This is a genomic window from Ruegeria denitrificans (assembly GCF_001458295.1).
Taxonomy (GTDB): domain Bacteria; phylum Pseudomonadota; class Alphaproteobacteria; order Rhodobacterales; family Rhodobacteraceae; genus Ruegeria; species Ruegeria denitrificans.
Genome location: NZ_CYUD01000001.1, coordinates 248,232 through 271,943, shown reverse-complemented (window position 1 = coordinate 271,943; position 23,712 = coordinate 248,232). Strand labels below are relative to the sequence as shown.

29 protein-coding genes are annotated in these 23,712 nt (G+C 56.5%); 13 read left to right on the top strand and 16 right to left on the bottom strand.

What is annotated here, in order from left to right; translation table 11 throughout:
* Window positions 1-143: 143 nt before the first annotated feature.
* Entirely contained in the window at window positions 144-1,007 is an 864-nt protein-coding gene (locus RUE5091_RS01225; protein WP_058280057.1) for a LysR family transcriptional regulator, read from the top strand.
* Window positions 1,008-1,056: 49 nt separating this feature from the next.
* Here RUE5091_RS01225 and RUE5091_RS23180 read toward each other — a convergent pair whose 3' ends face one another.
* The 4 genes from RUE5091_RS23180 to RUE5091_RS01215 form a co-directional block, all read right to left on the bottom strand.
* Window positions 1,057-1,218 carry a hypothetical protein gene (locus tag RUE5091_RS23180; protein ID WP_165590737.1) on the bottom strand — a complete coding sequence of 54 codons (162 nt, stop codon included), beginning with the start codon at window positions 1,216-1,218 and terminating at the stop codon, window positions 1,057-1,059.
* A gap of 159 nt (window positions 1,219-1,377) precedes the next feature.
* A complete protein-coding gene (locus RUE5091_RS23175; RefSeq protein ID WP_165590736.1) occupies window positions 1,378-1,539 on the bottom strand; it encodes a hypothetical protein in 162 nt (53 codons plus the stop codon).
* Between the two features lie 258 nt (window positions 1,540-1,797).
* On the bottom strand, window positions 1,798-2,319 hold the full coding sequence (locus RUE5091_RS01220) for a hypothetical protein (protein WP_058280056.1): 522 nt from the start codon (window positions 2,317-2,319) through the stop codon (window positions 1,798-1,800).
* A 26-nt stretch (window positions 2,320-2,345) separates the two neighbouring features.
* Window positions 2,346-2,594 carry an EF-hand domain-containing protein gene (locus RUE5091_RS01215; protein WP_058280350.1) on the bottom strand — a complete coding sequence of 83 codons (249 nt, stop codon included), beginning with the start codon at window positions 2,592-2,594 and terminating at the stop codon, window positions 2,346-2,348.
* Between the two features lie 265 nt (window positions 2,595-2,859).
* Between RUE5091_RS01215 and RUE5091_RS23830 the strand changes: the two genes are divergently transcribed.
* Window positions 2,860-3,174 carry a helix-turn-helix domain-containing protein gene (locus RUE5091_RS23830; protein ID WP_082643515.1) on the top strand — a complete coding sequence of 105 codons (315 nt, stop codon included), beginning with the start codon at window positions 2,860-2,862 and terminating at the stop codon, window positions 3,172-3,174.
* A gap of 338 nt (window positions 3,175-3,512) precedes the next feature.
* Here RUE5091_RS23830 and RUE5091_RS01205 read toward each other — a convergent pair whose 3' ends face one another.
* Entirely contained in the window at window positions 3,513-3,974 is a 462-nt protein-coding gene (locus tag RUE5091_RS01205) for a hypothetical protein (RefSeq protein ID WP_058280349.1), read from the bottom strand.
* Window positions 3,975-4,330: 356 nt separating this feature from the next.
* Here RUE5091_RS01205 and RUE5091_RS01200 point away from each other — a divergent pair, with 356 nt between their 5' ends.
* Window positions 4,331-4,909, top strand: a complete 579-nt coding sequence (locus RUE5091_RS01200; RefSeq protein WP_058280054.1) for a thymidine kinase — start codon at window positions 4,331-4,333, stop codon at window positions 4,907-4,909.
* Here RUE5091_RS01200 and RUE5091_RS01195 read toward each other — a convergent pair.
* The 5 genes from RUE5091_RS01195 to RUE5091_RS01175 all read right to left on the bottom strand — a co-directional run bounded on the left by RUE5091_RS01195 (window position 4,906) and on the right by RUE5091_RS01175 (window position 8,103).
* Window positions 4,906-5,856 (bottom strand): 2-hydroxyacid dehydrogenase, encoded by a 951-nt coding sequence (locus RUE5091_RS01195; protein WP_058280053.1) that lies wholly within the window; start codon window positions 5,854-5,856, stop codon window positions 4,906-4,908. The genes RUE5091_RS01200 and RUE5091_RS01195 overlap by 4 nt on opposite strands.
* Window positions 5,856-6,194 (bottom strand): tRNA-binding protein, encoded by a 339-nt coding sequence (locus RUE5091_RS01190; RefSeq protein ID WP_058280052.1) that lies wholly within the window; start codon window positions 6,192-6,194, stop codon window positions 5,856-5,858. The genes RUE5091_RS01195 and RUE5091_RS01190 overlap by 1 nt, the downstream gene beginning before the upstream one ends.
* A complete protein-coding gene (gene proC / locus RUE5091_RS01185; RefSeq protein ID WP_058280051.1) occupies window positions 6,187-7,002 on the bottom strand; it encodes a pyrroline-5-carboxylate reductase in 816 nt (271 codons plus the stop codon). The genes RUE5091_RS01190 and proC overlap by 8 nt, the downstream gene beginning before the upstream one ends.
* Window positions 7,003-7,038: 36 nt before the next feature.
* Entirely contained in the window at window positions 7,039-7,539 is a 501-nt protein-coding gene (locus tag RUE5091_RS01180; protein WP_058280050.1) for a type III secretion system chaperone family protein, read from the bottom strand.
* Between the two features lie 315 nt (window positions 7,540-7,854).
* Entirely contained in the window at window positions 7,855-8,103 is a 249-nt protein-coding gene (locus RUE5091_RS01175; protein ID WP_058280049.1) for an accessory factor UbiK family protein, read from the bottom strand.
* A 97-nt stretch (window positions 8,104-8,200) separates the two neighbouring features.
* Here RUE5091_RS01175 and lgt point away from each other — a divergent pair, with 97 nt between their 5' ends.
* The 4 genes from lgt to RUE5091_RS01155 all read left to right on the top strand — a co-directional run bounded on the left by lgt (window position 8,201) and on the right by RUE5091_RS01155 (window position 12,421).
* Window positions 8,201-9,088 (top strand): prolipoprotein diacylglyceryl transferase, encoded by an 888-nt coding sequence (lgt, locus tag RUE5091_RS01170; RefSeq protein WP_058280048.1) that lies wholly within the window; start codon window positions 8,201-8,203, stop codon window positions 9,086-9,088.
* Window positions 9,085-10,152 (top strand): class I SAM-dependent methyltransferase, encoded by a 1,068-nt coding sequence (locus tag RUE5091_RS01165; RefSeq protein WP_058280047.1) that lies wholly within the window; start codon window positions 9,085-9,087, stop codon window positions 10,150-10,152. Before lgt ends, RUE5091_RS01165 begins: the two co-directional genes overlap by 4 nt.
* A complete protein-coding gene (gene pgeF / locus RUE5091_RS01160; RefSeq protein ID WP_058280046.1) occupies window positions 10,149-10,907 on the top strand; it encodes a peptidoglycan editing factor PgeF in 759 nt (252 codons plus the stop codon). The genes RUE5091_RS01165 and pgeF overlap by 4 nt, the downstream gene beginning before the upstream one ends.
* A 731-nt stretch (window positions 10,908-11,638) precedes the next feature.
* Window positions 11,639-12,421: a Hint domain-containing protein gene (locus RUE5091_RS01155; RefSeq protein ID WP_082643513.1), complete on the top strand. Its 783-nt coding sequence runs from the start codon at window positions 11,639-11,641 to the stop codon at window positions 12,419-12,421.
* A 117-nt stretch (window positions 12,422-12,538) separates the two neighbouring features.
* Here the strand turns inward: RUE5091_RS01155 and RUE5091_RS01150 are convergent, their stop codons facing one another.
* A complete protein-coding gene (locus RUE5091_RS01150; protein WP_058280045.1) occupies window positions 12,539-13,039 on the bottom strand; it encodes an Lrp/AsnC family transcriptional regulator in 501 nt (166 codons plus the stop codon).
* Window positions 13,040-13,265: 226 nt separating this feature from the next.
* Here RUE5091_RS01150 and trxB point away from each other — a divergent pair, with 226 nt between their 5' ends.
* From trxB to RUE5091_RS01125, 5 genes are all read left to right on the top strand, one after another.
* On the top strand, window positions 13,266-14,207 hold the full coding sequence (gene trxB, locus RUE5091_RS01145) for a thioredoxin-disulfide reductase (protein ID WP_058280044.1): 942 nt from the start codon (window positions 13,266-13,268) through the stop codon (window positions 14,205-14,207).
* Window positions 14,208-14,211: 4 nt separating this feature from the next.
* Window positions 14,212-14,676, top strand: coding sequence for an RES family NAD+ phosphorylase (locus tag RUE5091_RS01140; RefSeq protein ID WP_058280043.1), 465 nt, complete (start codon window positions 14,212-14,214; stop codon window positions 14,674-14,676).
* Window positions 14,677-14,739: 63 nt separating this feature from the next.
* Complete coding sequence (locus tag RUE5091_RS01135; RefSeq protein WP_058280042.1) at window positions 14,740-16,410, top strand: adenylate/guanylate cyclase domain-containing protein; 1,671 nt, start codon at window positions 14,740-14,742, stop codon at window positions 16,408-16,410.
* 216 nt (window positions 16,411-16,626) lie between these two features.
* Window positions 16,627-18,345, top strand: coding sequence for a bifunctional sulfate adenylyltransferase/adenylylsulfate kinase (locus RUE5091_RS01130; RefSeq protein ID WP_058280041.1), 1,719 nt, complete (start codon window positions 16,627-16,629; stop codon window positions 18,343-18,345).
* Window positions 18,346-18,465: 120 nt separating this feature from the next.
* Complete coding sequence (locus tag RUE5091_RS01125; protein ID WP_058280040.1) at window positions 18,466-19,323, top strand: glycosyltransferase family 32 protein; 858 nt, start codon at window positions 18,466-18,468, stop codon at window positions 19,321-19,323.
* Here RUE5091_RS01125 and RUE5091_RS01120 read toward each other — a convergent pair.
* The 4 genes from RUE5091_RS01120 to RUE5091_RS01105 all read right to left on the bottom strand — a co-directional run bounded on the left by RUE5091_RS01120 (window position 19,320) and on the right by RUE5091_RS01105 (window position 21,832).
* Entirely contained in the window at window positions 19,320-20,195 is an 876-nt protein-coding gene (locus tag RUE5091_RS01120; RefSeq protein ID WP_058280039.1) for a glycosyltransferase family 10 fucosyltransferase, read from the bottom strand. The two genes, RUE5091_RS01125 and RUE5091_RS01120, sit on opposite strands and share 4 nt — an antisense overlap.
* Window positions 20,192-21,079, bottom strand: a complete 888-nt coding sequence (locus tag RUE5091_RS01115) for a PhzF family phenazine biosynthesis protein (protein WP_058280038.1) — start codon at window positions 21,077-21,079, stop codon at window positions 20,192-20,194. Before RUE5091_RS01115 ends, RUE5091_RS01120 begins: the two co-directional genes overlap by 4 nt.
* 109 nt (window positions 21,080-21,188) lie before the next feature.
* A complete protein-coding gene (locus RUE5091_RS01110) occupies window positions 21,189-21,413 on the bottom strand; it encodes a DUF1150 family protein (protein WP_058280037.1) in 225 nt (74 codons plus the stop codon).
* 5 nt (window positions 21,414-21,418) lie between these two features.
* Window positions 21,419-21,832 carry an Hsp20 family protein gene (locus tag RUE5091_RS01105; RefSeq protein WP_058280036.1) on the bottom strand — a complete coding sequence of 138 codons (414 nt, stop codon included), beginning with the start codon at window positions 21,830-21,832 and terminating at the stop codon, window positions 21,419-21,421.
* A gap of 164 nt (window positions 21,833-21,996) precedes the next feature.
* On the opposite strand from RUE5091_RS01105, the gene RUE5091_RS01100 reads away from it, so the two are divergent.
* On the top strand, window positions 21,997-22,221 hold the full coding sequence (locus RUE5091_RS01100) for a YdcH family protein (protein ID WP_058280035.1): 225 nt from the start codon (window positions 21,997-21,999) through the stop codon (window positions 22,219-22,221).
* Window positions 22,222-22,313: 92 nt separating this feature from the next.
* Here RUE5091_RS01100 and RUE5091_RS01095 read toward each other — a convergent pair whose 3' ends face one another.
* Window positions 22,314-23,699 (bottom strand): FAD-binding oxidoreductase, encoded by a 1,386-nt coding sequence (locus RUE5091_RS01095; RefSeq protein WP_058280347.1) that lies wholly within the window; start codon window positions 23,697-23,699, stop codon window positions 22,314-22,316.
* Between the last annotated feature and the right edge of the window lie 13 nt (window positions 23,700-23,712).

The window sequence follows — 23,712 nt, the reverse complement described above, 5'->3', positions numbered from 1 at the left end:
TTGGGTTTGGATGTCGATTTCATGTGAAATGCTCCTGATCACAGCGAGCGAGAGTCGCTCGCAGGATCAAATTCTCACATTCGTTCAAACTTGAATAACGAATTTAACATGACGATATTATCGTAAATGCAAATAGGTGCCGTATGGATATCGAACTCGCCCGAACCTTCCTTGCCGTCGTCGAAACCGGTAGCTTTCTCGAAGCCTCAGATAAGGTGCACGTTACCCAATCGACGGTAAGCATGCGCATCAGAACCCTTGAACAACAGCTTGGGCAACCCGTCTTTGAACGGAGCAAGACAGGGGCAACTTTGACGCCAGCAGGCGTGCATTTTCAGCGGCACGCAGTCACGCTTGTGCGAACATGGACGCAGGCAAAGCTGGATGCCGCATTGCCTGCCGAACTCTATGCCTCACTTGAAATCGGTGCATTCCCCAGCCTGTGGGATGGGTTCTTGACCACAGCTATGCCAGGCTTGGAGAACACGTTGCCAAACGTGGCCGTCAAAGCGTCCTGGGCCAATGCAGTTGATCTGAACCAGCAAGTCGAAGATGGCATTCTAGACCTCGCAGTCATGTACCGTCCCAGAAATACGGTTGGGCTTGTTGCACTGCAGCTCTTTGAAGACGAATTTGTCCTCGTCAGCAGCGACATGGAAGAATTGGGAAATCCACTCGGCGGCCGTTACATTTTTGTTGATTGGGGACCCGAATTTCGGGCGGATCACCTACTGAATTTTCCTGACCTTGTCACGCCAGGCTTGCACCTGGAAATCGGAACACTCGGGCTGCAATACCTGATGTCCACACCAGCGTCGGGTTACTTTCCGCGCCGAATTGTTGAAGCAGGGATCAAGGACGGATCGCTACGAATCGTAAATAGTGCACCTAGGTTTGCCTACGCAGCTCATGCTGTTTTTAACAGAGAACAAAGTGACAGCTTTCCAGGCCAGGCGGCCAGTTACCTGAAGGAAGTCGCACGATCCTTGCTGACCGGTGCAAAGTGAATGCGTTGACGCATACTGCGTCAGCGCATCCGATCACTAAGCTAGTCGATCATCCCTCCGGTGACGAAACCTCAGGGCTGGTAGGTATCAGTGTCTCAGTTGGTCCGTCGCCAAAGTAGCCGCTGACGTAAGCGACAGCGACGACAAGAACAACGGTCGCCGCGACACCCGCGATCCAAAGACGTCTGTCTTTCATGGTGAGTGTTGTCATTGCAGTGTCTCCTTTTGGTGTTTCAAGGACGTTTGGTATGTGAGTGTGCCAATCGCTGAAGCCAAATTTTCGGATTATGCAGCAAAAGATACCTGCATGCGCTTTTTAGCGGCATGCAGGCTTCATGCCCCCTGTTGGACTCAAGTAGTAGCCGGAAAGCTAGTTCTGGGCGGGTGAACCGTAAAAATCTTCACGCCAGGTTTTGGCGTGTTTCTTGGCAAACTTGCGCATCTGTTTTTTTGACTTCAAGCGAGACAAGATGCTCGTAGGGCTGCGATCCTGGTCGCGGAAATACTTATCTACGGGTTTCTGCTTGGCCATCTCTGATTCCTTAGACCAACGATTGCATCATTGCTCAAAGCTACGCGCGCCACGGAATTCTGAAAAGCGAATTTATCTGCGCGTTGATATTCGTTTTGTCAATAAATCCTCCTTGGACGCAGTCTATTTTCGGACATCTGGCTCCTAAGTTGACGGGGTGAAAGAAAGTTCCCGATACATAATTAACGATCTCGGTGAACTTGTCGGCGTGGTTTTCTTACGAGGTCTCTTGACGGCAAAACACCAGTTACCAGTACGTCAACCGCTGATCGTCACAGGGTGGATCGATTTTGTCGGCTTACCTGACCTCTGACAGCTTGACCTGAAGGCTAAGATCGTCTCTGGAGCCTTCCGTGGCTCACCCAGCCGGTGCCAGTAGCGCAATGAATACAGGGCAATTTCCCGCCCTTCACCTGCCTGGGAGCGGCCGTTTTGATTGTTACCAAAACACTCGGCAACTGCGATTGAGATGATAGTAACCCCTGCGATGCTGGCACTTAGTGCGACCGTGTACTGTTCGGCGTCGCCGAGCGCCGACGTACCTCCCAGTATTGCAATTCCCAATGCCATTCCCAAGGCGCCACGAACCCAGCAATAATGTTGCGAATTCAATACTGCGGTCACCAACGCCTGAAAACCTATGGACATCGAAACAAGAACTACCAGGGCCGAGGTTCCAGCGGACGTGCTGGCCTGGCTGAGCATGACGAAGGGGGACAGGAGCAGCGAGAAGCCTGCAGCAGCTAAGAACAGTCTTTTGATCCGTGTGCTGTTAGACATGTGTCAAACACTCTGCGACCTCCTGGCTACGCGTCAGTTACCGGATCAGGGATGAGTTCTTCTCCGACCGCTTCCAGGAATTCTTCATCATTGACGTATCCGTCGTCATCAAGGTCGATCTCTCCGAATAGTTCTTCTGTCACTTCAGGATAAAACGCCTGGATTTCGGCAAAAGACGCCATTCCATCACCATCGGTATCGATTTCGGCGGGCATTGCAAAAGCCGATGTCACCATCAGCATCGCGAGTAGTGCACCTATTGATACGCGGCTCATGTTTTTCTCCATGAATGGGGCATCCAAGGGATCCCAGGTTGAGATCTTCATTGTTGATGTAGCGGCCCAAGCGCGGGACCGTGAAAACTCCTCACACAGGCGTCGGCGTCACGAGAGATCGGGTGCGACACTTCTCACAATATCATGGATCGTGTTCCGAACATGTGACTGCTACTGACCGCTACACAGACAATATGGGGTCAATCGAATGGTTTGAAAAACAAATTTATGTTGACGATGATATCGGAACTACAAATAGGTAAGTATGGACATTGAATTTGCACGAACAACCCCCTTGGAGGTTGAGACCGGCAGCTTCTTTGGTGCCGCTGAAATGGTGCACATCACACAATCAACGGTCAGCATTCGCGTTCGTCCTCTGGAATATCAGCTAGGTCAGCCTGTCTTCGAATGCGGGAAGAGCGGAGCAAAGTTAACGCCCGCAGGAAGCCTGTTTCTTCGCACACCCGGGCGTTGGTGCGAACCTGGTCTCAAGCACGGCTCAATATCTCTCTGCCGGTCGCCTGTGACATGTCGTTGGAAATCGATGCCGAACCGAGTTTGTGGCACAAGCTGCTGATCGATGCGCTCCCGACGCTTCGGGAAGCCCAAACTAAGGTGTTGCACACGCGAGCAAGTACTGTGCCAGCCAATACCCGCGGGGACGATGGCGGCAAAGTCCCACGTCGTTCGCATAACCGGCCACGTGGCGAAGGTACGTTTTCGATCATGGTCGTTGTACGCGGTTTGAACGGCCGCTGTGGCGAGGCTTGCTGTGACAAGACTAATTCAGTGCTGCTCCTGCGAGACGATGCTGCGTCAGCGAAAGCCACAGATCGAATGACAGCAAAGTCCGCAAAGCGGACCTTTGAAGCCCGTGACTGCAGGTATTTTTCGCGGGAAGGTTAGCGATCAGACCTAACTCACGCTTTCCTCTTCTAGATGCAGCTTCATCTCGATCAGCACCTGTTGCAGCTGACTGGTTTCCCTCAGCAATCGCTTGGCCTCGTTCACGGTAATGATGCCGTCTTCGATGGCAGCCTGGTATTCGGTCATCAGCATAGCAAACCGCTGACTCAGCGCAATGACGTCGGAATTCACCCCGCCAGTGCGCGGTTTGTCCGAGTTACGGCCGTCATAGGACAAGGTAATATTCTTCAGATCGGCGAGCGCCGATGTCACATGAGGATAGTTCGACACAGCCTCAAGCCGGGCCACGGCATCCACGGGCATGAACCGGTCGGCATGTTCGGCATTGTCTGAATAATACCGCCCCAGAGTTGCCTTGGATTTCCCGGTGATCTCGCACGCGGATTCAATGCCGACGTCTTTGACCAACGCCTCTGTGTGCTTTTTCAGGTAGGCCCCGATATCTGCCATGTTTTTACCTTTGCTGCCTGCCTCGCCCACAACATCTGCCCCTGTGGGGGAAAGGGACAGGAAAATTCCCATATTCGATTCATAATTGAAATGTCATAAATTGGCTATCCCTCAGATATGCAGGGGTTTTGTGAGTGAGTGGCGGCCGTTCCGGCCGGTAACGAGTGATTGCGGGGCGTCATTATGCCTTGCTCTGTATAGGCCGCATGTTGGCCGACGGCGTCGCTGTTGTAGGCGTGGGGGGTCCATCCCCTTTTGAGCGTAAGCTCAGTCCCTGCAATGACAACGGCGACGTCGCTTCTTTAACGGCTTTTGATACCTTGCCCCGTCTGGTCTTGCCATTTAGACCCGGGCGCATGGCAAAGCTATACTTCAATTATTCCACCATGAACGCGGGCAAATCGACCGTGTTGCTGCAGGCCTCGCACAACTATCGTGAGCGGGGCATGGACACTTATCTGATGACCGCAGCGCTTGACGGGCGCGCCGGTGTCGGAAAGATCGCGTCACGGATAGGGATTTCCGCCGAAGCCGATACATTCGCAAACGAAGATGACGTCTTTGCCATGATCAAATCACGGCTGGATCAAAGTAAAATCACCTGCGTTTTTGTTGATGAGGCGCAGTTTCTGACGGAAGATCAGGTCTGGCAATTGGCCCGTGCAGTGGATGACCTGAAAGTGCCGGTTCTGGCTTACGGGCTTCGGGTGGATTTTCAGGGGCATCTGTTTCCGGGCTCAGCCGCCTTGCTGGCGCTGGCCGATGAGATGCGCGAGGTCCGTACGATTTGCAAATGCGGGCGCAAGGCGACGATGGTGATTCGTCAGGACGAAAACGGCAACACCATCACCGAGGGCGCACAGGTGCAGATCGGCGGGAACGAGACTTACGTCTCGCTCTGCCGCAAACACTGGCGTGAGGCGGTCGGGTCTTAAACCGGGTTTGGCAGCGTCCGACCTTCGACAAAGGCCGCCACGTTATCAAGCGCCATATGGCCCATGTCACTGCGCACTTCCTCGGTGGCTGTTCCCAAATGCGGCAACAGGGTCACGTTTTCCATATCGCGCAGCGCTTGCGGAACAACGGGTTCGAATTCATAGACATCCAACCCAGCGCCCGCGATCTGACCGGATTGCAGTGCAGCGATCAGGGCGGTTTCGTCGATGACCTCTCCGCGGGCAATATTGATCAGGATGCCGGATGGATTCATCGCCTCAAGCACCTGCACGTTGATCAGGTGGCAGGTTTCGGCCCCGCCGGGTACGGCAATCACAAGGAAATCGACCGAGGCCGCCAAAGCCGACAGATCGGCGATGTATTCTGCGGGAAACTCCATGTCTTTCGGGCTGCGCGACTGATACGAAACCTGCATCCCGAACCCGAAATGACAGCGTCGGGCAATGGCCTGACCGATCCGGCCCATACCAACGATGCCGACACACTTGCCGGTAACATGGTGGCCCAGCATCTGCGTCGGGTGCCATCCTTGCCATTCACCTACGCGGACCAGCCGTTCGCCCTCACCCGCGCGGCGGGCCGTGGACAGCAACAGCGTCATAGCAATATCGGCCGTCGCATCGGTGACGGCGCCAGGGGTGTTCGTGACCGCAATACCAGCCGCGTGGGCGGCGTTAACGTCGATATGGTTGTAACCGACGCCAAAATTGGCGAGCAGCTTGCAACGAGGGTTGGGGACATCCGCGAAAATCTGAGCCGAGAACTGGTCACCCAATGTTGGCACGACAACATCGAAATCCTTCAATGCACGTAGCATTTCCTCGGACGACATAGGCAAGGTGTTGCTACGGATTTCAACATCGAACGCGCTGCGAGCGCGGGCCTCGACGGCGGCAGTCATTGGACGGGCAATCAGCAGTTTCATCAGTGCATCCGCCCGCCGATAGGAACTTCACCATCCGGGCCGATCAGGACGATCTCTCCGTTTTCATCGGGCAGGCCCAGCACCAAGACCTCGGACATGAACCGACCGATCTGGCGCGGCGGGAAGTTCACGACGGCCATCACCTGCTTGCCGACCAAAGTTGATGGATCGTAATGCGCGGTGACCTGGGCTGAGGTTTTACGCTCCCCAATCTCATCGCCAAAGTCGATCCACATCTTGATCGCGGGCTTGCGGGCCTCGGGGTAAGGCTCGGCCCGGGTCACCTCGCCCACGCGAATGTCGACCTTGAGGAATTCGTCGAATGTAATCTCACTCACGGGACAGCTCCTTGGATCGGTCAGTTGCTGCTTTGACCGCGCGGTGCAGCAGGTCGGGAAAGCCCTCGTCCTCGTGCATCAGAACCTCAAGCGCGGCTTGCGTTGTGCCGTTGGGCGAGGTGACGTTAACGCGCAGTTGCGAGGGATCTTCCTCGGCCGCCAAGGCCAATGCCCCTGCCCCGGCTACGGTGGACTTGGCCAGCTTCATCGCCAGCTCATGCGGCAAGCCCTGAGCCTGACCGGCAGCGGCGAGCGTTTCAATCAGATGAAAAACATAGGCTGGCCCTGAACCGCTGAGCCCGGTAACGGCGTCCATTTGTGCCTCATCTTCCAGCCGAACGGTCTCGCCAATGGCGGACAGCAGGTTTTCGGCCAACGCGACATCCGGGTCGGAAGCATTCGCATTGCCAATAAGTGCTGTGATTCCCTGCCGGATTGCAGCCGGCGTGTTCGGCATCGCGCGCACGATTGGGGTGCCCTCACCCAGAACAGCCTGAAACGTGGCAATCGACGTTCCGGCCGCTATGGATACAAACAGGCTGTCGCCACCGCCCAGTGCTTTGATCGCAGGCAGGGCCTCGCCCATCATCTGCGGCTTGACGGCGACCAGCACCACGGCGGGGGCTTCGGGCAGCGGTGTGTTGATATTGACACCCTGCGCCTTCAGCCAGTCCGAGGGGTTCGGATCAATCACCCAGACTGCTGACGCAGGAAGGCCATGCTCTAACCATCCGGCGAGCATGGCCGATCCCATCTTGCCGCATCCCAGAAGAACCAGCCCCTGCTCGACGACCCGTGACATGTCCATGATTGCCCCTCTCCTCATTCGGTTCGGGGCAAAGCTTTACGCGCGGCCGTAGGCCTCTGCAATGGCGACTTGCATCGCGTCTTCGGGGGTACGATTGCCCCATGTGACCAACTGAATCGCCGGATAGTAGCGCTCGGCGCTCAGCACCGCGGCGTTGATCATCGTGTCGATCTGATCCGGGCTGGCCGCCTGACCACCGGCCAGAACCAATCCGTAACGATAAACCATCAGCTTCTGATTGGCCCAGTATGTAAACGCCCCGGCCCAACACTGATCGTTCATCTTGTTCAGCAGCTCATACAGCTTGGCTTCGCGATCCGATGGTGGCTCCATCTCGAACGAGCATACCATGCGCAGGGTTTCGTCATAGTTCGACCAGGCCAAAGTGATCGAGTATGTGCGCCACTGCCCTTCGACAGCCATGGCGATCTGATCATCCCCGATCCGGTCAAAGTCCCAGTCGTGATGTTCCGCCAAGTGTTCAACAATATCGATCGGATGAAGGTCTTCTTCGAGAAACTGCTCGGAAAGGGCCATAATGCCACCTCACTAATCTCTAGCCTTTTAAGGGCTGGCAGCGCCCCAATGCTAGTTGCTTACTCTACAAGCCGGGGTCTACCCCGTCTGCCTGTACTAAATATGGTGCGATGCGAGATGGGTTCTGGCAACCCTATTTATTGGGGATAACAGCAATAAGTTGTGGACAGTTGGCAACGGCGATCAAAATATTGGCACAAATTGTAGCTTTGTCTTGATTAAACTCCGCAAGGCGGCAAGATACACATCACCGCACAACCCAAGTCTGGATTGCGCGGCGGATATCTTTAGCCAAAAATCAAAAATGTTAGGGCGTTACTTGTCCAGCTTTGCCTCAAGCGCAGCGATCCGGGCTTCGAGCGCGGTATTTTCTTCACGCGCTTTTTGGGCCATTGCGCGAACAGCGTCGAATTCTTCGCGTGTGACAAAATCGCGGTCGGCCAGCCAGCGGTCGATCATCGACTTCATCGCATTCTCAGCCTCCTCCCGTGCCCCCTGCGCCACGCCCATGGCGTTGGTCATCAATTGGGAAACATCGTCAAGGATCTTGTTGCGGGTTTGCATGGTTCTACTCCGAAATCGCGGTTGGTCTCTATATGGGGAATGATTACGCCGGGCTCAAGGTTGACTTGCCCTGCAAACCCCGGGCAATGAGACGCACATGCAGGCTGTTCTGAATTTCCCCGATCTGTCGCCCGAGTTGTTCTCGATCTCACTGTTTGGGATGGAGTTCGCGCTGCGGTGGTATGCGCTGGCATATATCGTCGGCATTCTGATCGCATGGCGGCTGGGCATTGCAGCGCTGCGGCGCCCAAACTTGTGGCCCGAAAAGACACCTCCGATGAAGCCCGAACAGCTTGAGGATCTGATCACCTGGATCATCCTCGGCGTGATTCTGGGCGGGCGCCTGGGGTTCGTGCTGTTCTACCAGCCTGCCTATTACCTTTCGAACCCGCTTGAGATTCTCAAGGTCTGGCAGGGTGGCATGGCGTTCCATGGTGGGCTGTTGGGTGTTGTGATCGCCTCTTACCTATACGCGCGACGTCACCAAGTCCCAGTTCTTTCCATGGCTGACCTGATCGCGCATGCTGTGCCGCCGGGGTTATTGCTCGGGCGGCTGGCAAATTTCACCAATGCCGAGCTGTGGGGACGCCCAAGCGAATTGCCGTGGGCCGTGATCTTTCCCGGCGGAGCGGCGCAGGATTGTCCCGGTGTTGTTGCCGGTATGTGCGCGCGCCATCCTTCACAGCTATATGAGGCCGCATTGGAAGGCCTGCTTTTAGGGCTTGCGCTACTGTGGCTCATTTACCGGCGCGGAGCGTTTCACAAGCCCGGCCTGATCATGGGCGTCTTTCTGGCTGGCTATGGGGCTTCAAGATTCATTGTCGAATTCTTCCGACAGCCTGACGCTCAGTTCATCTCGGCCGGGAACCCGCTTGGGCTGGCCTGGCATGTGGGCGGCTATGGCCTGACCATGGGCCAAATGCTGTCGCTGCCAATGATCGCGCTTGGCTTGTGGTTCGCCTTGCGTGCAAGATCGAAGGCATGAGTCTGCTGGATCATCTGCTGGTGCGTATTGCGCAAGACGGCCCGATGAGCGTGGCCGACTATATGACCGAATGCCTGCTGCACCCGACGCTTGGCTATTACACCACTCGGGACCCTCTGGGCACACAAGGCGATTTCACCACCGCCCCCGAGATCAGTCAGATGTTTGGAGAACTGATTGGCCTGTCTCTGGCCCAAAGCTGGCTGGATCAGGGTCACCCCGAACATTTCGTGCTGGCCGAGCTTGGACCGGGGCGCGGCACATTGATGGCTGATATGCTGCGCGCCACGTCCCATGTGCCGGGCTTCAACGATGCAGCCGAGATCGTGCTGCTTGAGGTCTCGTCCCCTCTGCGGGACATACAGGCGCAGACCTTGAAAGGCTTTAAACCACGCTGGATCGACTCGGTTACCGACCTGCCCGAAGCGCCATTGTTTCTAGTGGCAAATGAGTTTTTCGACGCCCTGCCGATCCGCCAGTATCTGCGCGACGGCGATGGCTGGCGCGAGCGGTTGATCGGCAGCGACAGAAACATGCTGAGTTGGGGATTGGGACCGCAGGCGGAACAGATCGCGCTAAAGGATCGTTTGGCCGACACTAAAGATGGCGATCTGGTCGAATTATGCGCGGCTGCCATTCCCATCATCACCGTCATCGCCGGTCAGATCGGCAGCTTTGGCGGCGCAGGGCTGATCGTGGATTACGGCGACTGGCATTCGCTAGGCGACACGTTGCAGGCATTGCAGGCGCATAACCGTACGGATCCCCTGACCTTGCCCGGTCAGGCGGATCTGACAGCACATGTAGATTTCGAGCCGCTGGCGCTGGCGGCCCGCGCCGCCGGAAGCGCTCATTCACGCCTGACACCGCAGGGTGTGTTTCTGGAGCGGCTGGGTATTGCCACCCGCGCACAGGCGCTTGCCGCGTCTCTCGGCGGGTCCGAGCTTGAAGCACTGATCGCCGCACATCGCCGGTTGACGCATCCCGAGGAAATGGGAAATCTGTTCAAAGTGCTGGGCCTGTACCCCTCCCCTTGCGCACCACCACCGGGATTAGAGCCATGACCTTGGAAATTCTGACCTCTGATTTGCTGTCCCCCGTGCGCCACGGATTCTTCAGCCGTCGCGGCGGCGCGTCATCAGGGATATTTGCCGGCCTCAATTGCGGCTACGGCTCGTCCGATCAAACCGAGGCTGTCTCGGTGAATCGCAAGCGGGTGGCGCAAGCGATGGACGTCACACCCGAAGCCCTGGTTGGCATTCATCAGGTCCACTCCCCCACCGTTCTGACCATCGACAAACCAATCAACGGCGACAAACCCAAAGCAGATGCGGTGGTCACGGCAACCCCCGATCTTGCCCTAACGATTCTCACGGCGGACTGCCAACCGGTCCTGTTTGCCGATTCTGACGCAAACGTGATCGGAGCCGCACATGCCGGTTGGCGCGGCGCATTGGACGGGGTGCTTGAAGCGACATTGAACGCAATGGAATCCCTTGGCGCCATGCGGGAAAATACCGTGGCTGTAATAGGCCCTTCAATTTCGCAGGCAGCGTATGAGGTCGGGCCTGAGTTCTTGGACGAGTTTGTTGCAGATTCACCTGAAAACCTGCAGTTCTTTGCGAATGGAACCGGCGACAGGCTGCAGTTTGACCTGCCTGCTTTTGGCTTGCACAGACTGCGTCAGGCAGGGGTCGGTCAGGCTGAGTGGACACGCCATTGCACCTATTCGGACCCCGACAGATTCTATTCGTATCGTAGGTCGACCCATGCGAAAGAGGCGGACTACGGCCGCCTTATTTCCGCCATAAAACTTTAAACCTAAGCCCGAATTGTGGCGAAATCGCCGCTTTTTCGCCACAATTATTTTGTCTATTCGAGTCTCGACAATTTGATATTTATTGTCCGCTCTCAGATGTTTATCAGCCGATATTCCACCAGAGCGTGACCCGATTAGATAAGAGGAAACGCAAAGCTTCATTTGTCCTGAATTCATCCCGGATCAGCCTTATCGCCGCCGTATTGGCCGGACAGACTAAGGCTTCAGAGGAGATGGGGCGTCAGTCCCCTAGCGAGCAGGACACAATTATGAAGACGAAATCACGCTTTCTTAGCGCCGTACTGTTGGCGACCAGAGAGCATAAGCTAGAGATGCCGTGGAAGCGGGTTTCCAGTGACTCGGTCAGAGTTGCACGCCGCTTGGCGGCTCGTCGCTGATCATGAATATCTCGCGAACCAAGCTGCCGGTTCCGGGACACAATACGCACAGTGGAGGGGCGCTCCGGTCTGTTGTGCGAGCATCCGCCGAAGTTTCGTGCGGTCCAATATTGGGGCATGTGTACGCCGGTAATTTTGCCCGCGTTTGTATGAGTTTGTCTGGGGGGTCAATGTGCTGACCAAAGATATGGGAATATCCGTCGCGACTTACGCTCAGCGTTTCTGTCGCACTGCGCGTCACCGCCTTCTTCCACGACAAGAAAATGACCGATCAGGCTGGCCTGTACGGGGGTATAGCCCGTCTGCGCGGTTTTTAGAAGGGACGGAATTGTAATGGCTCTCCCACATTCTTTTTCTCGCGCTGCCAGAAATGCCATTGAAACCACGGCATTACTGCGTGACGCGCCAAGACCCACAACACAACAAAAAGCGCAGCTGCGGCGCTATGAAGTCAGCACGCTGATGAAAGACGGCGACGTGGTTCAGACACGCCACATCGCGCCTGCCCTGCCAATGTTCGAGGACGCATTTTGTGCATTCACGCGTGGGGCGCTGGTTGAAACAGAATATGGTCCAATGGCGATCGAAGACCTGTTGCCTGGCGATACGGTCCTGACGCAAGAAGGAAAATCGGAAACGGTTTTATGGAAAGGGTCCGTCACCTTGATACCTGGGCGCGTAGATTCGCGTGGCCGAACCCGCCCGCTGACGCGGATCATGGCTGACACGTTCGGGATGCAAAAACCGATGTCCGGCGTGATCGCTGGCCCTGCCGCACGAATCGTGGGCACGCCCGCGCATTTGCGTCATCTGCACGGGGACGAACAGGTGCTAACCCCGGTCCACGAATTTCAGGATGGTATGGGCGTCATTGAAACCCTGCCGCCAACGCCGGTCGAGCTGTTTCACATTTGCCTGAAACGGCACTCGGTAATTCGGGTCGATGGATTGCAATTCGAATCTTATCACCCTGGTACCAATGCAATTCGCCATGTTAGCCGGTCGCTAAGATCGGTCTATCTGAACCTCTTCTCGCATGTCGAATCACTAAATGACTTCGGCCCGTTGGTCATGCCGCGTGCGGGGGATGGTGAGGTGGACGCAATATCCGCCTAGTCTAAAATCGAGTTCTGCAATGTGGGGGCATTATGCAGTTATTAATCAGTTGGATGGTCTCTGTTTCAGTGGCGGCACTCCTGCCACCGATGAAACCACACCCGAAATATCTGGAATTCAGGCGGTTCGGCTCATACGTTCCTCGAGAACGTCGAATGGCACGCCTGGTTCGTCTTTTGCGCCGCGGATAACAAGCGATGTTTTGACACTGGCCACGTTCGGCGTGGTCAGCAGTTCGCCGGTCAGGAACTGCTGAAAGCTGCTGAGGTCAGGCGCCACGCATTTCAAAATGAAATCCACTTCGCCGTTCAGCATGTGGCATTCGCGGACTAGGGGCCATTCGCGGCAGCGTTCCTCGAATGCGCTCAGCTCGGATTCGGCCTGACTTTCCAGGCCGACCATGGCAAAGACCTGAACCTCGAACCCCAACTCGCGCGAGTTTACCTCGGCGTGGTAGCCGCGGATCAGGCCTGATTCTTCCAGAGTGCGCACGCGCCGCAGGCAAGGTGGGGCCGAAATGCCCACACGTTTTGCCAATTCGACATTGGTCATGCGACCGTCTGCCTGCAGTTCCGCCAGAATCTTGCGGTCAATCTCGTCCAGCCGTATCGCGACCATCAAATACTCCTGAATTTTTCGGTTGTTATATCAGCACCCGGCAGATGCGCAATAATCTTTCGTGAGTGCGCAATATTGTTTATTTTCAATGTTCTTTTTCGATTGCCCTTTGTCGGGCCATTAAGAGGCGCAAATCAGTAAGGGGCTTTAAGCGCAGCACAGGGGTCGCTATATCCATCCGCCAAGGGCCACGCGCCCAAAACAGGCAGATCGAGTTGGGGGTACCATGACCGAAACACGTCACACCAAGGTTCTGATCATCGGGTCGGGACCGGCCGGTTACACTGCGGGCGTCTACGCAAGCCGCGCGATGCTTGAGCCGATCCTGGTTCAGGGCATCGAACCCGGCGGTCAGTTGACCACCACTACCGAGGTCGAGAACTGGCCCGGCGATACCGAGGTTCAGGGCCCGGACCTGATGGTGCGTATGCAGGACCACGTCAAAGCAATGGGCTGCGAAGTGATCGGCGACATCATCAGCGATTTGGACGTCAGCAAGCGCCCCTTCACCGCCAAGGGCGACAATGGCACGACCTACACGGCCGATGCTGTCATTCTGGCCACCGGTGCCCGCGCCAAATGGCTGGGCCTGCCGTCGGAAGAAAAATTCAAGGGCTTTGGCGTATCGGCCTGCGCCACCTGTGACGGCTTTTTCTATCGCGGGCAGGAAATCGTGGTGATTGGCGGCGGCAATACCGCCGTTGAAGAGGCGCTTTTCTTGACCAATTTTGCCAGCAAGGTGACTCTGATCCACCGTCGCGATGAATTACGCGCCGAAAAAATCCTGCAGGACCGTCTGCTGAAGAACGAAAAGATCGAACCGCTGTGGTTCCACGAGTTGGAAGAAGTGATCGGCACAGATACCCCGCTGGGCGTCGAAGCTGTACGCGTCAAGAACGTCAAGAACGGCGAAATCACCGAAATTCCTTGTAAGGGCGTCTTTGTCGCCATCGGCCATGCGCCGGCAAACGAACTCGTCAAGGACTCGCTGGACACCCATATGGGCGGCTATGTCGTGACCAAGCCGGGCTCGACCGAAACCTCGGTGCCCGGCGTGTTTGCGGCAGGCGATCTGACCGACCATATCTATCGTCAGGCCGTTACCAGCGCAGGTATGGGCTGCATGGCCGCACTGGACGCCGAGCGTTTCCTGGCGGAACAGGAATAACCCAATGCTGGAATTCTCCGGTCCGGTCTGGAGAATTCTTTTTTTATCCCAAAGTGACGCCCCTTTAGACCCTGCCCGGGCACCCGAGGGGCGTTTTCATCATTCGGGGCAAGTCGCGCTCTACGCCTCTCTCAGCGCAGAGGGCGCTGGGATCGCTATTCGGCGTTATATCTCACCCGACGATCCGCCTCGGATAGTGCAGCAGGCCCAGGTAACTGGTGCAAAGTTGGTCGATCTAAGGGGCCGACCCGAGGTGTCGATTGTCTGGCAGGACAACCACGAAGAACGCGGGTTTTCACCAACATGGCGATTTTCCGATCACGCCCGCGACAAAGGCGCTGATGGATTGATCTATAGCTCTCGGTCCCGCCCCGAGCTCAGCCATCTTGTGTTATTCAGCCTGTCCCCGACCATAATCCGTGCCGATGGGCAGGCTGCCCCGTGGGTTCCGTCCTATGCACAACCATAGCTTGACCCGTCGGCATCAGCGTACCAGACTCGGGCAAACGCACGGCGAATACAGGTGGCTTGATTGAAAAGCGTTCTATGGCAAGGCGGGTGGGCAACCCGGCTGAGGATCGTTAGCGGTCTGGTCCTGTTTGCCTTTGCTTTCTTTCATTTCATCAATATCGGGCTGGGTCTATTCCACACTGATTATTTGCATGGCATGCAGGATGGTCGCCAAGCGGTCACCCGGCATGATCTGAGCAGTATCATCCTGTATCTGGCGCTATTCGTCCATTTCGGCCTTGCGCTGTATTCCATCATTCAGCGCAGAACACTGCGGATGCCTTTCAGCACTGGCCTGCAGGTGCTTCTGGGTCTGCTGATCCCACTGCAACTGATCTCGCATATCGTGCAAACGCGCTATGCCCACGAAATCTACAACGTCAATGATGAGATGGGGTACATTATCATTCTGATGTGGCCCAATTCAGCGATCTGGATGCAAAGCCTGTTGCTGTTGGTGGTCTGGGTTCACAGTTGCATCGGGTTGCACATGTGGCTTCGGCTGACCCGCTGGTGGTCCAGCTGGGTGCCTTACCTGATCGGTCTGGCGGTGTTTGTACCCTCGTTCGCGCTGGCCGGACTGCTGACCGAGGGGCGCCGGCTTTGGGTGGACTTCGCCGATCCGTTCCTGCGCGACCAGTATATCGAACACTACAACTGGCCCTCATCCGAGGCCTTTCAGACCATGTTCAGCGTCAAAGACAATGCGTTGATGGCCTTCTGGATAACACTGGGGGCTTCGCTGGCGGTATTTGTAATCCGCAAATTGTGGCGGCGCAGGCATTCGGTGCGGGTAAAATACGTCGACGGCCCCGAGGTTGTGGCCGAAAAGGGCATGACACTGCTTGAGATTTCGCAGGCTAATGGCATCCCCCACACCGCCTTGTGCGGGGGCAAAGGGCGATGCACCACCTGCCGCGTGATCATCGAAGAGGGTGTAGATCAGCTGCCCGCGCCAGGCGAGGTTGAAACCCGCAGCCTTGCCGCCGTCAGTGCCCCCGAAGGCGCACGGCTGGCCTGTCAGGTTCGGCCAACTGCACCTCTTACGGCGTTTCGCATGTTCCGTCCCAATGGCAAACGCGGACGGGCCCATGCCAGTCAGGGGCAGGAAAGCAAACTGGCAGTTCTGTTTCTGGACATGCGCGGATTTACTTCTCGGACCACCGGCCAGTTGCCATATGATATTGTATTTCTGCTGAACCGATTCTTTGATGCGATCGTTCCCGCAATCACGGCGGAAGGCGGGGTGGTCGACAAATACATGGGCGACGGTCTGCTGGCCGTGTTTGAAACCCCGAATGCCGAAGCCTCGGCTCGGGCAGGACTAAAGGCCGCTGCCGATGTGAGCCGCGCGCTAGAACGTTTCAACCAACAGCTTCAAACCGAAGGAAGCCCCAGAATACGCATAGGCATGGGCTTACATCTGGGCGATCTGGTACTGGGTGAGATCGGTGCCGCAGGCAGTTCCGCCCGAACCATTATCGGCGACGCAGTTAACGTGGCAAGTCGCCTTGAAGGCCAGACAAAGGCATTGGGGGCGGAACTGCTGGTCTCGGCCGAGTTGCTGCAGTCGGCAGGATACGATGGCGACCTGACAGGCCTGCAATCCTTTGAGCTGCGCGGTGTCACACATCCGGTTCCGGCTCTGCCGGTGACCAGTGCTGCGGACCTTTTACCGGATAAGGCTGCTTAGGAACGGATGTACCGAATTCACACGACAAGCGCCTGTCAGCGGGATACAAGTCGGGTAAACCCGTTTAAGACGAAAAATCCTTCCATTCCGGTCAAAAACCGCGCATATCGTCCTTAATTTCGTGAATGTATATGGACTTCGACCAGCAGCCGGGGCACATGCCCCACAAGCACCCCTGAATCACCGATAAAACCGCACTTCGACAAGAGTATTCCTATGACGATGTTAAGCAATCTGGCTCCGATCCCCGAACTGTACGTTTCGTACGAGTCGGCGCAGAAATTGAAAGTGGAAGCTGCCGACCTGACCAGTTGGGACCTGAGCCCGCGTCAGATCTGCGATCTGGAACTGCTGATGAATGGCGGGTTCAACCCGCTCAAAGGGTTCCTCAGCGAGGCTGACTACGACAACGTCGTCGAAAACATGCGTCTCGCTGACGGCACCCTGTGGCCGATGCCCATCACGCTGGATGTCAGCGAAGATTTCGCCGAGACCATCGAACTGGGTCAGGACATTGCCCTGCGCGATCAGGAAGGTGTCATCCTCGGCACCATGACTGTGACCGACCGCTGGACCCCGAACAAAGCGCGTGAGGCCGAAAAGGTCTTTGGTGCCGATGACGATGCGCACCCAGCAGTGAACTATCTGCACAACGTCGCTGGCAAGGTTTATCTGGGCGGCCCCGTGGTCGGCATCCAACAGCCGATTCACTATGACTTCCGCGGTCGCCGCGACACCCCGAACGAGCTGCGCGCCTATTTCCGCAAGCTGGGCTGGCGCCGTATCGTTGCGTTCCAGACCCGCAACCCGCTGCACCGTGCGCACCAGGAACTGACCTTCCGCGCTGCGAAAGAGGCGCAGGCCAACCTGCTGATCCATCCGGTTGTGGGCATGACCAAACCGGGCGATGTCGATCACTTCACCCGCGTCCGCTGCTATGAGGCGGTTCTGGACAAATACCCCGCATCCACCACTTCGATGTCGCTGTTGAACCTGGCGATGCGCATGGCTGGCCCGCGTGAGGCGGTCTGGCATGGCCTGATCCGCGCCAACCACGGCTGCACTCATTTCATCGTTGGCCGCGATCACGCTGGCCCGGGTAAGAACTCGGTCGGTGAGGACTTCTACGGGCCTTATGACGCGCAGGACCTGTTCCGCCAGTTCCAGGATGAAATCGGTGTCGAAATGGTCGATTTCAAACACATGGTCTATGTGCAGGAACGCGCCCAGTACGAGCCGAATGACGAGATCGCGGACAAGGACAACGTCACGATCCTGAACATCAGCGGAACAGAATTGCGCCGCCGTTTGGCCGAAGGTCTGGAAATTCCCGAATGGTTCAGCTTCCCCGAGGTCGTGACCGAGCTGCGCAAGACCAAACCGCCACGCAGCCAGCAGGGCTTTACCGTGTTCTTCACCGGATTCTCGGGCTCGGGCAAATCGACCATCGCGAACGCGCTGATGGTCAAGCTGATGGAGATGGGCGGCCGTCCCGTGACGCTGCTGGATGGTGATATCGTTCGTAAGAACCTTTCCTCTGAGCTGGGTTTCTCGAAAGAGCACCGCGACCTGAACATCCGCCGCATCGGCTATGTGGCTTCCGAGATCACCAAGAATGGCGGTATCGCCATCTGTGCGCCGATCGCGCCTTATGCCACCACTCGCCGCGCTGTGCGTGAAGACATCGAGCAGTTCGGAGCCTTCTGCGAGGTCCACGTTGCCACTAGCATCGAGGAATGCGAACGCCGGGACCGCAAGGGCCTGTACAAGCTGGCGCGCGAAGGCAAGATCAAAGAGTTCACCGGCATTTCAGACCCTTACGATGTACCGGCAAACCCCGAGCTGAGCGTCGAAACCGAAAATGTCGACGTCGACAACTGCGCCCATCAGGTGCTGCTCAAGCTGGAAAGCATGGGTTTGATCGCTGCGTCCTAAAGGCAAACTTTTTCAAAAGAACGGCCTCCGGTTTCCGGGGGCCGTTTTTTATTGGCGGCGATTGACAAGATGCGGCCCAGTTGGTGCAGTTGCCCAACCTGAATTGGACGCGACACTTCTATGCCCCCTGCCCTGCCCACCATTACCAGCTTTTGGTTCGGATCAGACCTAAGCTGGCTAGAAGCGCTGTGCATCCAGTCTTATCTGGATCGGGGTCATCATTTCGTTCTTTATGCCGGGCACGAGATTGCAGGCGTCCCCGCAGGGGCCGAACTGCGGCATGCCGAAGATATCCTTTGGCCCGCTCCATTTGATATGCTTGCCGGTGACCGGCTGAGCGTCGCGGTTTTTTCCGACATTTTCCGTCTGCGGCTGATGCAGGCAACCGGTTTCATCTGGGTCGATCTGGACGCCTATTGCGTCAGGCCGTTCAACTTTCCATCGCAATATATCTTTGGCCAATCCCAAACCGGGAACATTCTGACCGGTGTGTTGCGCCTACCGGCGAACTCGGAAACACTGTCGCTGATGCTGGAATTTGTGACCACGGCCAACCCCACGCAGCCATGGCGGGGCGGCCCGCTACGCCGGCGCAACCGCCGGCGCATTCGAGACGGCGAGACTTGGGGGATCGAGACCCTGCCCTGGGGCAGTTCCGGCCCCAAAGCCTTTGCGCATTTCCTGCGAAAGACCAAAGAAGACAGCCATGCCATGCAAGCGGAGGTGTTTTACCCTCTGTCCAAGCATGATCTGTGGAAATTACACGACCCGTTCATCCCGAACCAACAGATTGAAGGCGACATGGTTCATTCCGTCCACGTCTATGGTCATCAGAAACGGATGATGGCCCAGAACACGGGTGGTTTGCCGGTGCGCGGATCGTATCTGCAGCGGCTGTGCGACCGGCACGGAATTGATCCCAACGCCCGCCCGATCTTGCCCAAAGGCTGGCTGGCGCCCACTGGTTCCAAGGACTAGTCCGAGGCCGCGCCCAGTTCAGCACATAGAGCCCTCACGGCCCTGCCCTCGAAATCCCCATACTCCGCCGCTTGCTGCTGAATGGCTTGAAGACGCGGCAGACGCGCGGCGAAATCCTTGACCGAGGCGGATTGAACCGCGCGGTGGATATCCTCTTCCGTCTCGCACAGGATCATGCCGGATGTATCAAAGAAATCACAAATATTCGGACAACCCCAATAAATCGGGATCGTAGAACACAGTATCGCATCTGTCAGTTTCTCAGAAAAGTAGTTCTTCTCACGCACGTTCTCGATCACCACGGAATAGCGATACGATGCCAGCCCGTCAGATTTAAGATCGAACGGAGTATAGCCCCGCCCCATGATATCCACATCCGCACCGGTTTCGCGCACCCAGTCGATCACCGAATGGCGCAGCTGGTGTCCTTCAAGGTCGCGCTTGGCCGAAGCAATCAGCGAGCAGGAATTGGTTTTTTCGACCTTCAGGTTCTGCCAGTCGGGCACCATCGTCACGCCATACGGCAGGAACACTGCATTCGGGATGCTTTGCAGCAGCACGTCGTGAAAGGTCAGAACTCGAAAGAACCGCCGCCAAGTATACCGCAGCATCCGGTCGTGCTTGGCGTGAATCGCCGAAGGCTCGCCCATCATCAGCGAAATCCGTGCGTGGGTGCCGCGACGCAGGCGCAGATGCACGGTCGAGTTCGGATACATGATCAGGTGATCGGTACGCTCAAGTTCACCTATCGTCTTACCGATCAGGCGATCCGGGCAACCCTCGGGCCAGATCAGTTCAGACAACGGAACCGAGGCCAGTTTCGGCCCCAACCGATGCCCGTATGGCAGAATGGCAATGGCAGGTTGGGTCATCGTGTTGTCTCGGGTAGATCGACCTGCCCCCGCATCAGCACATGGCCGCGCCCTGCGACTTTGATGCCGATCATCGCATCGCTCGGGCCGACGCGCGTGACAACGGCCTGACCGGGGCGACCCATATCGTGACCCTGCTCGGCGATGAAGCTGTCCTTTGGCATCAGCCCGTGTTTCCACAGATAGGCCGACATGGCACCGGTCGCCGATCCGGTGAACGGGTCTTCGGGCGGGCTGGGCGGTGCCATCAACAGGCGCGAGAACGTGTCGCCAACCGCAGTCGCTCCCTGCAGCGTGACAAGGAACGGCTCTGCCATGTCCGTGCTAGAGAATCCGGCCTCAGCGGCAACTTTGCGTAGAGCTTCAAGGTTCAATTTCGCCGCACGCAAGGCCTTATGATCGCGCAACACCGTAATACAGAACGGCAACCCGGTAGAAACAAACTGCGGCGGAGAGATAATTGCATCTTCAGACAAGTTGACGGCGGCAGCGACCAGACCAGCGGGCACAAGCTTTCCAAATTGCGGCGCGACCTGCATCATCTCGATCTCATCCCTGTTTAGTTGGATCGAGACGATCCCCGCACCAGTTTCCAACGTCAGCGTATCGACTTCAACCATGCCGCGGGATCGCATCGCGGCGACGGTTGCAATCGTAGGATGCCCGGCAAAAGGGATTTCCTTACTGGCCAGAAAATAGCGCACCCGGATATCGGCCACATCGGACGGTCCTGTGAACGTACATTCTACCAAAGAGGTCTCGCGCACATAGGCCGTGCATACGTCCTCGGGCAATACAGCACCGCCATGCACCACGGCGCAGCCGTTGCCACCGAATGCACTATCACTGAACGCGTCTACCCAATCGAAATCGAACCAGCTCATACTCAAAATCCCCTGATGCAGAGTAAATCAGCCGGGCAAGTGATGCCGGTTCGTATGTGTCGCGCTTGTTGTTGGGATTGTCACGCCGAAAAGTAACCGGCGAGGCCGTTCAGTGAACGGCCACCGGGGACAAATCGTGTTCACGAGCCAGGAAGAAGGCCATCTTGCGGTCTGTCACAAGTGCAATTTGCTGACCGTCAGAATCGTGAACCGCATACAGATGGTCCAGATCGCCTGCCTTGTCGCGGACATCGCGCGGAAGATCGGCAACATCGACGGTTTTCACATAAACAATACGGTCGCCTTCGGCGTTATATTCAATCGGTGTATTCATAGCTCTTACCCCTTTCTTATGTTGATCGTTTGCACCACGGTTTCAGGCACAGCGCGGGTCAGATCCACATGCAGCAGACCGTTTTCCATGATCGCTTCGCCCACCTCGACACCATCGGCCAGCACGAACATGCGCTGGAACTGACGCGCGGCGATGCCGCGATGCAGGAATATGCGCCCTTCGCTGTCGTCGCGTTGACGCCCCCGGATCACCAGTTGGCGATCCTCGATTGTGATCGACAGATCCTGTTCCGCGAACCCCGCCACTGCCAGGGTGATGCGGTATGAAAAGTCCGAGGTCTGCTCGATATTATAAGGCGGGTATCCTTCGTTTCCGGCCTTTGCAGACCGTTCCAGAAGGCGTTCCAATTGCTCGAACCCCAAAAGATGCGGGTATGAGCCGAGAGTAAGTTTCGACACTTATTTTCGTCCTTTTTTGCCAAAGCGACGTGTGGATCGGCCCCATTCTGGCAACCGCCTACAATAGAATATGGGAATATGGCGGGATGTCCACAAGGTCTGGCCGGATAAACCCTGACACACTATCTTGTGTCACAAGCACCACAAAAGGCACTGAGTCGCTCATGAATGCGCCAACCGATCTTTCGATGAAAACAGACGAGGTTTTGCGGGTTGAGTTGGAGGTTTTTCGCCGCCAGCACCGCGATCTGGACGAGGCGATCGAGGCGCTGCAGTCCACCGGCACAGCCGATCAGCTGACGATTAAGCGACTGAAAAAGCAGAAACTTCGGCTAAAGGACATCATTCGCCTGATCGAGGATCGTTTAACGCCCGACATTATTGCGTAAAAACTCGGCCACCCGGTTCATAAGCACATTCAAAGCGCCATTGAACCGAGTGTGATGTGCTGCGTCACATTTTTGAACAATTGACGCTTTGTTCAGGGTGAAACGTTTGTATTCGCACTGAAGAAATTGGTCGGATCGTATTTCCGTTTGACTTCCTTCAACTGGCCCAGATTTTCACCAAATGCCGTCTCTATCGCACTGTCTTCGTCAGCACCTAAATAATTCAGATATGTTCCACCCGCGGAATAGTGCGCCAGCGCATCGTGCATTGTGCGGGCCCAGGCGATCTGATCCGCATCATCCGCCGGATCAGTCCACAGCGGCAGTATCGCGATCAGATAGTCGTGGCCGCGTTGCGCAAAGGCGTTGTCCCCGTTCGGTTTAGATTTTGCCGCCCCGGCGCAATGTTCGATCAGAATACCCGAACCGGGTATTGTCATTCCCTCTGATTGCGCAACGATCGTATCAATGGCCTCGTCCGGCAGCGCGTTGAGATACGCAGATTTCCAGTAGTTCCGGCTTCCCGGGCCATAGGCTCCGTCGAGCATACTTTGCATCGCCGGGAAGGGCATTTCCTGCAAATCAACGACCAGCGGATTTCCGATTTCTGCCAAGGGCTGTATGGCCTGTCGCCCTGCTTCTTTATCGTCACCGATCCAACACGGCACAAAAGCTGTCAGCGGTGTTCCATCCGGCCCCCAGAGCAACGCTGCATAAACCGTAAGCTCATCAGGTGCCCGCGAAACAATATCCCGAAAACCACGCAGAACTTCAGCGGCGGCAGAGCGCGGATATGCAATCATTCCACCCAACACCGTTGAAAGAGGATAGGCCTTATAAAGGAAAGACGTCACAATGCCGAAATTGCCACTGCCGCCGCAGATTCCCCAATAGAGATCCGAGTTTCTGTTCGCATTGGCGGTTCTAATCGAACCATCAGCCGTTACGACTTCGGCTTCGATGACATTGTCGCAAGTTGGCCCGTATTTTCGCGCTAGCCAGCCGAATCCTCCGCCCGTCGTCAATCCGCCGATACCCGTCTGCGAGACAACGCCCAATGGCACAGCAAGGCCATGTAGATGTGTTTCGCAATCTACGTCGCCCAACGTGGCTCCACCCTGCGCCCTCACGGTTTGAGCATCGGGATCGATATGAACCGCGCGCATTCTGGACAGGTCTATGACGAGACCGTCATTGCAGACGGCGCGCCCACCTACATTGTGGCCGCCACCCCTCACCGAAACCAGTATGTTGTTCTCAAAAGCAAACTTGGCAGCCGTGGCGACGTCGGCGGTACCTTGGCAGCGCAGGATTGCGCCGGGATATTTGTCGACCAACGCGTTCCATATACTGCGCGCACTGTCATATTCGGGGTCGCCGGGTAATATCAGCGCCCCGCGAATTTGCGATTGGAATGCCTCAATTCTGTCTGGCGGCACGGCTTGGCCGTCCCGATTTTTCAAAACTGTATCTGTCATGGGTTCCTCCTCG

Excerpts from the sequence above, each read along its gene's own strand:
- RUE5091_RS01225 (WP_058280057.1), top strand. The coding sequence starts at position 144 with ATGGATATCGAACTCGCCCGAACCTTCCTTGCCGTCGTCGAAACCGGT.
- RUE5091_RS23180 (WP_165590737.1), bottom strand. The coding sequence starts at position 1,218 with ATGACAACACTCACCATGAAAGACAGACGTCTTTGGATCGCGGGTGTC.
- RUE5091_RS23175 (WP_165590736.1), bottom strand. The coding sequence starts at position 1,539 with ATGGCCAAGCAGAAACCCGTAGATAAGTATTTCCGCGACCAGGATCGC.
- RUE5091_RS01220 (WP_058280056.1), bottom strand. The coding sequence starts at position 2,319 with ATGTCTAACAGCACACGGATCAAAAGACTGTTCTTAGCTGCTGCAGGC.
- RUE5091_RS01215 (WP_058280350.1), bottom strand. The coding sequence starts at position 2,594 with ATGAGCCGCGTATCAATAGGTGCACTACTCGCGATGCTGATGGTGACA.
- RUE5091_RS23830 (WP_082643515.1), top strand. The coding sequence starts at position 2,860 with ATGGACATTGAATTTGCACGAACAACCCCCTTGGAGGTTGAGACCGGC.
- RUE5091_RS01205 (WP_058280349.1), bottom strand. The coding sequence starts at position 3,974 with ATGGCAGATATCGGGGCCTACCTGAAAAAGCACACAGAGGCGTTGGTC.
- RUE5091_RS01200 (WP_058280054.1), top strand. The coding sequence starts at position 4,331 with ATGGCAAAGCTATACTTCAATTATTCCACCATGAACGCGGGCAAATCG.
- RUE5091_RS01195 (WP_058280053.1), bottom strand. The coding sequence starts at position 5,856 with ATGAAACTGCTGATTGCCCGTCCAATGACTGCCGCCGTCGAGGCCCGC.
- proC (WP_058280051.1), bottom strand. The coding sequence starts at position 7,002 with ATGGACATGTCACGGGTCGTCGAGCAGGGGCTGGTTCTTCTGGGATGC.
- RUE5091_RS01180 (WP_058280050.1), bottom strand. The coding sequence starts at position 7,539 with ATGGCCCTTTCCGAGCAGTTTCTCGAAGAAGACCTTCATCCGATCGAT.
- RUE5091_RS01175 (WP_058280049.1), bottom strand. The coding sequence starts at position 8,103 with ATGCAAACCCGCAACAAGATCCTTGACGATGTTTCCCAATTGATGACC.
- lgt (WP_058280048.1), top strand. The coding sequence starts at position 8,201 with ATGCAGGCTGTTCTGAATTTCCCCGATCTGTCGCCCGAGTTGTTCTCG.
- RUE5091_RS01165 (WP_058280047.1), top strand. The coding sequence starts at position 9,085 with ATGAGTCTGCTGGATCATCTGCTGGTGCGTATTGCGCAAGACGGCCCG.
- pgeF (WP_058280046.1), top strand. The coding sequence starts at position 10,149 with ATGACCTTGGAAATTCTGACCTCTGATTTGCTGTCCCCCGTGCGCCAC.
- RUE5091_RS01155 (WP_082643513.1), top strand. The coding sequence starts at position 11,639 with ATGGCTCTCCCACATTCTTTTTCTCGCGCTGCCAGAAATGCCATTGAA.
- RUE5091_RS01150 (WP_058280045.1), bottom strand. The coding sequence starts at position 13,039 with ATGGTCGCGATACGGCTGGACGAGATTGACCGCAAGATTCTGGCGGAA.
- trxB (WP_058280044.1), top strand. The coding sequence starts at position 13,266 with ATGACCGAAACACGTCACACCAAGGTTCTGATCATCGGGTCGGGACCG.
- RUE5091_RS01140 (WP_058280043.1), top strand. The coding sequence starts at position 14,212 with ATGCTGGAATTCTCCGGTCCGGTCTGGAGAATTCTTTTTTTATCCCAA.
- RUE5091_RS01130 (WP_058280041.1), top strand. The coding sequence starts at position 16,627 with ATGACGATGTTAAGCAATCTGGCTCCGATCCCCGAACTGTACGTTTCG.
- RUE5091_RS01125 (WP_058280040.1), top strand. The coding sequence starts at position 18,466 with ATGCCCCCTGCCCTGCCCACCATTACCAGCTTTTGGTTCGGATCAGAC.
- RUE5091_RS01120 (WP_058280039.1), bottom strand. The coding sequence starts at position 20,195 with ATGACCCAACCTGCCATTGCCATTCTGCCATACGGGCATCGGTTGGGG.
- RUE5091_RS01115 (WP_058280038.1), bottom strand. The coding sequence starts at position 21,079 with ATGAGCTGGTTCGATTTCGATTGGGTAGACGCGTTCAGTGATAGTGCA.
- RUE5091_RS01110 (WP_058280037.1), bottom strand. The coding sequence starts at position 21,413 with ATGAATACACCGATTGAATATAACGCCGAAGGCGACCGTATTGTTTAT.
- RUE5091_RS01100 (WP_058280035.1), top strand. The coding sequence starts at position 21,997 with ATGAATGCGCCAACCGATCTTTCGATGAAAACAGACGAGGTTTTGCGG.
- RUE5091_RS01095 (WP_058280347.1), bottom strand. The coding sequence starts at position 23,699 with ATGACAGATACAGTTTTGAAAAATCGGGACGGCCAAGCCGTGCCGCCA.